The following is a 7,128-nucleotide window of genomic DNA, read 5'->3' on the forward strand; positions in this document are numbered from 1 at the left end:
CTGAAAGGGGGTGTGATCGGGGCTGTCGCCCCGATCCTCCCCTCCCAAAGAACTGCACGGTTGTGCGCCGCCATTTTGGACCGCCGCGACACGGTCCCCGCGCCGCCGTTCTCGACCGCCGTCAACAAAAAACATCACGCTACATTCCCGCCGAACGTGGCAATCACGGTCGATCAACGGAGCGATCGACGTCGGTCGGCTTGGCCGACCACAACACGGAGGTAATGCGCATGGTCGAGTTCGATCGTCTCATTCCGCCAAAGGCGGCCGCTGCAATCGTCGGCCTCTCGCCGGCAACTCTCGCGGCCTGGCGGTCGCGAGGAGTGGCGGATCAGCCGCCTTTCGTCCGTCTCGGCCGGCGAGCCGTGAGGTATCGCGAGGCCGCGGTCCGCGATTGGATCGCGAAAAAGGAGGCGGCCTCGACTCGCGACTCGTGAAAAAGGGTCGAGCCGCCGGCTGCAACCGACGGCTCGACGAGATTCACCCACCACCCGGCTAGGAGGCAGCATGAACAGCCGCCAGTTTTACCGACGCGCGTCGGATTCTCCAATCCCGTTGGCACTCTCCGCGAGGCAGGCCGCGGACGCTCTCGGCGTCTCGGTCTCGACAATCGAGCGACTCACGCGGTCTGGAGAGTTACCGAGCGTAAAACTCGGCTCCTGTCGACGTTATCGCGTCGAGGCGATCGAGGCGCTCCTCCGCTCCCGCGAGACCGCGGTCGGAGGCGACGCATGAGCAACGCCAAGAGGATCCTCGACCGCCTGACCGGCGTGAAGGAGACAAAGTCCGGATGGTCGGCACGCTGTCCGGCTCACGAGGACGGCCAGGCCTCGCTCTCGGTCGCCGAAGGCGACGCCGGCCGCGTGCTCCTCAAATGCCACGCGGGATGCAGCTACAAGGCGATAGTCTCCGCGATCGGCCTCTCCGAGAAGGAGCTCTTCGACGAGCCGCCAGCGGACGCGAAGCGAGCCAAGAGCACGAAGGCCGCGACGTCGAAGGCGGAGAAGAAGGCCGGCAAGGCCTACGGCTCCGCTCTCGCGGCGCAGAAGGCCTACGAGCGGAAGTTTGGGAAGCCGGCGACGGTCCACCGCTACCTCGACGAGAACGGAGTCCACGTCGGTAGCGTCATCCGCTGGCAACGCTCCCCGACCGACAAGGTAATCCGGCCGGTCAGTCTGCACGCGGACGGCTGGCGGCTGGAGCAAATGCCGGAGTCGCGGCCGATCCTCTACCGGCAGGCGATCGTGGAGACGGCCGGGACGGTGTACGTCGTCGAGGGAGAGAAGAGCGCCGACGCCGCGAAAGGTCTCGGCCTCCTCGCGACGACAAGCTCCGGAGGTGCGAACGCCGCGAGGTTTACCGGCTGGTCTCTGCTGGCCGGTCGCAACGTCGTGATCCTTCCCGACGCCGACAAGGCCGGTCGACAATACGCCGCCGACGTGGCCGAGATACTCCTCGGCCTCGATCCGCCGGCCACGGTGCGGATCGTTGATCTCGGTCCCGACCGAGACGACGGCTCCGACGTGGCGGATCTCATCGAGCCAACGCGGTGTCTCGGAGAGCCTCTCCGCCAGCATATCGAGCGGCTGGCCGCCGAGACGGAGCCACTCACGCCGAAGGCCGAGACGCCGAAGGCCAACGACGACAAGCCGCTCGCGGCCAGGCCGACGACGGCTCCGACCGAAGGCTATCGGCCGTTCCCCGTCGACGCGCTGCCGGAGCCGATCGCGACCTTCGTTCGTGAGATCGCGGCCGCGGTCGACTGCGATCCCGCGAGCGCGGGAGTCCCGATTCTTCCGGTCCTCGCGTCCGCAATCGGCACGACGAGAAGGCTCGCGCTCAAGGCAGGAAACGAAGTCCCGGCGATCTTGTGGGCGGCCGTGATCGCGCCGGTCGGCTCGGCGAAGTCCACACCATTCAAGGCCGCTGTCGCGCCGGCTCGCGCTCGGGATCGTGCTCTTCGTGAGGAGAATGCCGAACGGCTCCGCGTCCACGAGAGGGACTCGGAGATCCACGAGACGGACGTCGCGACCTGGCGGAAGGCGCGCGCGGCAGGAAAGACAACGGAGCCGCCGCCTCCTCGGCCGGAGCGGCCGGCGTCGCGCCGCGCGGCAGTGGTCGACATTACGGTCGAGGCGCTCGCCGCAATGCTCGCCAACAATCCGCGAGGCCTCCTTCTCGCTCGAGACGAGCTCTCCGGCTGGCTCGGCAATCTTGGCCGCTATGCAAACGCCGCTCCCGGCGCCGACGAGAGTTTTTTCCTGTCGGCCTACGATGGCGAGGAGCACAGCGTCGACCGGCGGACGGGAGACCGTACCGAGATCGGCGTCGAGACGGCGGCCGTCTCCATCACCGGGACGATACAGCCGAGCGTTTTTCGACAGCACGTCACGGCGCAGCGACGAGCTAGCGGCCTCCTCGCGCGGCTCTTCGTGACGAGTCCGCCAGGCCGGCCGTCCCGATGGACGGAAGCCGAGGTCTCCTTCGCGACGCGCCAGGCCTACGAGGACGTCGTCGCCGCGCTCTACGAGCTCAAGGCGGACGTCGACGCCGACGGCAAGGAGCGGCCGAGGATCGCCAGGATCGCGCCGGAGGCGAAGCGGCTTTACGTCGCCTGGCACGACGAGAAGGCCGACGAGATCGCGACGACTCGCGGCGAGGACTTGGCCGGCGCGATCTCCAAGCTCCGCGGTATGGCCGGCCGTCTCGCGCTCGTGCTCCACATGGCGAGGGCCGTCGTCGATCGAGCGGTCGATCCCGACGTCGTCGACGCCGACAGCATGCGCCGAGCGATCGTCCTTGCGGAGTGGTTCAAGGCCGAGGCCGTGAGGACGTATCGACTTTTCAGCGAGTCGGCGGAGGAGTACGAGGAGCGGACCGGCGACGAGAAGCTCCTCGCCTGGCTCCGTCGCCAGGCGGAGCCGGTCACGGCTCGCGAGGCGCTGACGCGCTGCCGATGGCTGGCGACCGCCGAGGAGGCGGAGGCGGCTCTCTCCCGCCTGGCGGCAGGCGGCCACGGCTCGTGGCAATCCAAGCCGCCAGGCGATCGCGGCGGCAGGCCGACCAGGATCTTCCTCCTCGCCGAGCCGGCCGATCCTCCGCCGACTGCGACAGCACAACCCGCGAAAATCCCGCCGTTTCCGAGTTTCGCTAACGCTGACGATCCGCCGACGCTCTCCGGCGGAGTCGTCGAGGTATGAGCGGCCTCGCGTCAGCGGCTCCGGCGACGCGCCGCGTCGACGTCCGCGATCGAGTCGCGGGAGCGGTCTACGTCGGCCGAGCCGCGCCTCGCGCCGGCCTGGCCGGGAGTCCCTTCGCCAATCCCTTCCGGGTCGACGTCGACGGCTCGCGGGACGACGTCGTGGCTCGGTACCGCGAGTGGATCCTCGGCGAGCCTGGCCTCCTCGGTCGCCTCCACGAGCTCCACGGCCGGCCGCTGGCGTGCTGGTGTCCGTCAGGCCTGGCGTGCCACGCCGACGTCCTCGCGGCTCTCGTCGAGGCGGAGGCGACCCTCCGAGGCCTTGTGGAGGCCGGCGTCCGCGTCGAGGTCGCCGGCGACCGGCTCCGACTCCACCCGGCCGACCCGGCGGCCACGATCGACGAGACGCTCGTCGAGCGAGCCAGGCGGTACAAGGCCGAGATCCGCGGCCTCCTCGCCACGGTCCCGCCGCTGCCGAATCCTCGCGAGACGTGGCTCGCCGCGGTCGACCGCCTGGCGGAGACTGTCCACGTCCCGCCGGAGATCCTCGCCGATCTCCGAGCGGCGAAGGTGAAGTGGAGCTAGACTTGTAGTCGAAAGGGACAGTATGAAGAAGCTGTCGGAGCAACTCCGCGAGGCGATCGAGACGGCCGGCGTGAGCCGCTACGAGATCGCCAAGATCTCCGGCGTCTCTCAGCCTTCGCTTTCTAAGTTCGTCCTCCGCCAGCGGCCAGGCCTCTCCTTCGACGCGATGGATCGCGTCGGCCTGGCGCTCGGTCTCTCGATCGTGAAGAAGAAGTCCGGCAAAAAACGAGGATCCAAACGTGGCCACTCTCGGCACTGAAAGCTACCACCTCGGCAACGGCTCGACGACGACGACTTACCGCGTGCTCTTCGTCGATCCGACCGGCAGGCGGCAGACGATCCGGCTCGGCAAGGTGAGCAAGCGGCTCGCCGAGACGACGAAGATCCGCGTCGAGGAGATCCTCGCGGCGAGGATCGCCGGCCACTCGATCGCGACCGAGACGGCCGCGTGGCTCGCCAAGATCGGCGACGTCGTCCACGACAAGCTCGCTCGCGTCGGTCTCGTCGAGCCGCGAGAGGCCGCGACGGCTGACGAGTCGAAAGTACCGCTCGGCGTGATCGTCGAGCGGTACATCGCCAGCCGCTCCAAGCTCAAGCCGAACACGCTCCGGAACTACGAGACGACGAAGCGGCTCCTCAAGGAGCACTTCGGAGAAGCTCGACTCGTGCGGACGATCCACGCCGGCCACGCGAAAGACTACCGGGAGTGGCTCGTCGGGAAGTACGCGGCCGCCACGGTGGCGCGAGAGATCAAGCGAGCGAGGCAGTTTTTCGAGTACGCGAAGGATTGCCGCGTGATCGACGAGAATCCCTTCCTCAAAGTGCGAGCGGGATCCCAGAAGAACACGCGGCGGAAGCATCCCGTCAGCCGCGACGTGATCGACAAGGTACTCGCGGCCTGTCCGAACAACGACTGGCGGCTCGCGGTCGTGCTTGCTCGCTACGGCGGCTTGCGGATTCCGAGCGAGCTCCAGCGGCTGACGTGGCGAGACATCGACTGGGGCGGTCGCCGCTTCACTGTCCGCGTGCCGAAGAAGGAGCACATCGACGGCCACGAGACGCGGGTCGTGCCGATCTTCCCGGAGATCGAGCCGTACCTCCGCCAGGCCTACGACGACGCTCCCGAAGGCAGCGTCCACGTCCTACCCTCCCGATTCCACCACGAGGGGTACGTCTACGCTGGCGTGCTCCGGGCCGTCGAGCGTGCCGGCGTGCCGGCCTGGCCGAAACTGCTCGTGAACATGCGAGCCAGCCGGGAGACGGAGCTCATGCAGTGCCACCCGGAGCACGTCGTCCACGCTTGGATCGGCAACAGCAAGGAGGTCGCGGCCGACCACTACCTCATGCTGACCGACGACGACTTCGCTCGCGCGGCCGTCTACCCGGCACACTACCCGGCACAGTCAGCGTCCGGCGGAGGCCTTCTGGAGCCGTCACCCGAAACGAGAACGGCCATATCTCCCGCATTTGCGAGAGATACGGCCGTTTCAGTACCCCCACGGGGAGTCGAACCCCGGTTTTCGGACTGAGAACCCGACGTCCTGGGCCACTAGACGATGGGGGCGGCTGAAAATCCTTGTAGCAGAGCCGACCGGGGTGTCAAGGTTTTCCGATCGGGTCGACCGATCGGTCACGTGCCACTCCCGTCGACTGGCCACACCTGCGACTCTCATCGGCGCGTCACCCCCGCCGAGCCGAGTCGACGGGCACTGGTGACGATCGTAGAGGTCGCACCAGCCGGAGCGGGCGATGCCGCCCACGGCGCGGCATCGCTGCGTGCTACCGCTGGCGGCGCGGCACCGCTGCGTGCTACCGCTGGCGGCGCGGCACCGCTGCGTGCTACCGCTGGCGGCGCGGCACCGCTGCGTGCTACCGCTGGCGGCGCGGCACCGCTGCGTGCTACCGCTGGCGGCTCAGCGCGACGAGCGAAACAGCCGGCCCGTGCGCGGGCGGGTGCGGCCGATCACGTAGCCCAGGCTCGCACTGGCCACCCCGGCCGCCACCACCGCCAGCCACATCCGCCGGTCGCTCTCACGGCGGAGGTGCTCACGCTCCATCGCGTCCTGGAGCCGCTTGGTCGCGTCGCGCATCTCGACGGTCCGCGTCTGCAGCCAGCTGCGCCCCGGCGGAGCCGCCGTCCCCACCGCCAAAGCCGAATCCCACGGCGCGCCGGTGGCTGACCAGGCCATCGGCGAGGGGTCGTGGCGGCGCATCGGCGGATCGAGGGCGTGCTCCGCCGCCGCCACGGCGCCGAGCAACTCGGCCGGCGTCGCGAACCGGTCCTGCGGATCCTTCGCCAGCAGCCGGGTCACGATCGCCACCACGTCGGCAGGCAGGTCACCGCGCCGCTCGGCCAGCGGCGGGCAGGGCTGCGTGACGTGGGCCATCGCCACGGCGATCGGCGTCGCACCGGTGAACGGCGGCGTGCCGGCGAGGAGGTGATAGAGGGTGGCGCCGAGCGAATACAGGTCGCTGCGCGTGTCGACCGCCTTCCCTTCGGCCTGTTCGGGGCTCATGTAGAGCGGAGTCCCGAGTGTCGTCCCGTCCTCCGTCAGGTCGCTGCCGACACCGTCGGTGAGCACCCGGGCGAGGCCGAAGTCGGCCACCTTGACCTCGCCGGTCGGGGCGACGAGGAGGTTTTCCGGCTTGATGTCGCGGTGCACGATGCCTTGCCCCGCGGCGCGCTCCAGCGCCGCTCCGACCTGGCCGAGGACCGAGAGGGCTTGCCGGCCGTCGAGCGTGCCACGGCGGTCGAGCCAGGCCCGGAGCGTGGGGCCGGCGACATATTCCTCGGCGAGGAGATGCGTGCCGTCGATGCACGCGACCTCGTGGATCTGCACGATGTTGCCGTGGACCAGCGCCGCCGCGGCCCGCGCCTCCTGCGTGAAGCGCTGCACGGCGCCCGGCTGGGCGACTGTCCGCGGGCGGAGGATCTTCACGGCCACGTGCCGGCCGAGCGACTGCTGCTCGGCGAGGTAGACGTCGGCCATCGCCCCGCGGCCGAGGAGGCGCAGGAGCCCATAGCCCCCCAGCCGACGGCCGGAAAGATCGTCGGGCGGCGGCGGGGCGGACGGGGAGTGTTCCATGCCGGTCATCGGAGACCGCTCAGTATCGGCGGCAGGCAGCAGAGGGGCAACGTGACGCCGCGGCGCGGCCCGACGCGGGGGCAGCGTTTGACGCCCGCGGCACCCTGCCGCGAGACTGTCGGCCCGGAAGGCTGCCGCGACGGCACCTCCTCCAACGGACCCGACACCGGAGTGTTGCCCATGCCGCAGCCCAAGCCCTCCGCCGCCGTCCTGCAGAAGGCGGCGAAGGATCTCGACCTCGACAGCTTCGACTACGCG

Annotated in this window: 8 protein-coding genes and 1 tRNA gene; 7 read left to right on the top strand and 2 right to left on the bottom strand. The window is 69.4% G+C overall.

What is annotated here, in order from left to right; all coding sequences use genetic code 11:
• Positions 1-224 precede the first annotated feature (224 nt).
• The 6 genes from FJ309_16850 (at position 225) to FJ309_16875 (ending at position 5,313) form a co-directional block, all read left to right on the top strand.
• On the top strand, positions 225-437 hold the full coding sequence (locus FJ309_16850; GenBank protein ID MBM3956243.1) for a helix-turn-helix domain-containing protein: 213 nt from the start codon (positions 225-227) through the stop codon (positions 435-437).
• 70 nt (positions 438-507) lie between these two features.
• A complete protein-coding gene (locus FJ309_16855) occupies positions 508-735 on the top strand; it encodes a helix-turn-helix domain-containing protein (protein ID MBM3956244.1) in 228 nt (75 codons plus the stop codon).
• Positions 732-3,200, top strand: a complete 2,469-nt coding sequence (locus tag FJ309_16860; protein ID MBM3956245.1) for a DUF3987 domain-containing protein — start codon at positions 732-734, stop codon at positions 3,198-3,200. The genes FJ309_16855 and FJ309_16860 overlap by 4 nt, the downstream gene beginning before the upstream one ends.
• Entirely contained in the window at positions 3,197-3,784 is a 588-nt protein-coding gene (locus FJ309_16865) for a DUF4326 domain-containing protein (GenBank protein ID MBM3956246.1), read from the top strand. The genes FJ309_16860 and FJ309_16865 overlap by 4 nt, the downstream gene beginning before the upstream one ends.
• 22 nt (positions 3,785-3,806) lie before the next feature.
• Entirely contained in the window at positions 3,807-4,043 is a 237-nt protein-coding gene (locus tag FJ309_16870; protein ID MBM3956247.1) for a helix-turn-helix transcriptional regulator, read from the top strand.
• The gene (locus FJ309_16875; protein MBM3956248.1) at positions 4,024-5,313 is read left to right on the top strand and encodes a hypothetical protein; all 1,290 of its coding nucleotides are present in this window, start codon (positions 4,024-4,026) and stop codon (positions 5,311-5,313) included. The genes FJ309_16870 and FJ309_16875 overlap by 20 nt, the downstream gene beginning before the upstream one ends.
• Here FJ309_16875 and FJ309_16880 read toward each other — a convergent pair.
• Positions 5,276-5,348 (bottom strand) — tRNA-Glu (locus FJ309_16880). The genes FJ309_16875 and FJ309_16880 overlap by 38 nt on opposite strands.
• A 185-nt stretch (positions 5,349-5,533) precedes the next feature.
• On the opposite strand from FJ309_16880, the gene FJ309_16885 reads away from it, so the two are divergent.
• Positions 5,534-5,755, top strand: a complete 222-nt coding sequence (locus tag FJ309_16885) for a hypothetical protein (protein MBM3956249.1) — start codon at positions 5,534-5,536, stop codon at positions 5,753-5,755.
• On the opposite strand, the gene FJ309_16890 is transcribed toward FJ309_16885, so the two are convergent.
• Entirely contained in the window at positions 5,698-6,879 is a 1,182-nt protein-coding gene (locus FJ309_16890) for a serine/threonine protein kinase (GenBank protein MBM3956250.1), read from the bottom strand. The genes FJ309_16885 and FJ309_16890 overlap by 58 nt on opposite strands.
• Positions 6,880-7,128 lie beyond the last annotated feature (249 nt).

This window comes from Planctomycetota bacterium (assembly GCA_016872555.1).
Taxonomy (GTDB): Bacteria; Planctomycetota; Planctomycetia; order Pirellulales; family UBA1268; genus F1-20-MAGs016.

What these genes read in the sequence shown, in the direction of transcription:
- FJ309_16850 (MBM3956243.1), top strand. Translation starts at nt 225, where the DNA reads ATGCGCATGGTCGAGTTCGATCGTCTCATTCCGCCAAAGGCGGCCGCT.
- FJ309_16855 (MBM3956244.1), top strand. Translation starts at nt 508, where the DNA reads ATGAACAGCCGCCAGTTTTACCGACGCGCGTCGGATTCTCCAATCCCG.
- FJ309_16860 (MBM3956245.1), top strand. Translation starts at nt 732, where the DNA reads ATGAGCAACGCCAAGAGGATCCTCGACCGCCTGACCGGCGTGAAGGAG.
- FJ309_16865 (MBM3956246.1), top strand. Translation starts at nt 3,197, where the DNA reads ATGAGCGGCCTCGCGTCAGCGGCTCCGGCGACGCGCCGCGTCGACGTC.
- FJ309_16870 (MBM3956247.1), top strand. Translation starts at nt 3,807, where the DNA reads ATGAAGAAGCTGTCGGAGCAACTCCGCGAGGCGATCGAGACGGCCGGC.
- FJ309_16885 (MBM3956249.1), top strand. Translation starts at nt 5,534, where the DNA reads ATGCCGCCCACGGCGCGGCATCGCTGCGTGCTACCGCTGGCGGCGCGG.
- FJ309_16890 (MBM3956250.1), bottom strand. Translation starts at nt 6,879, where the DNA reads ATGACCGGCATGGAACACTCCCCGTCCGCCCCGCCGCCGCCCGACGAT.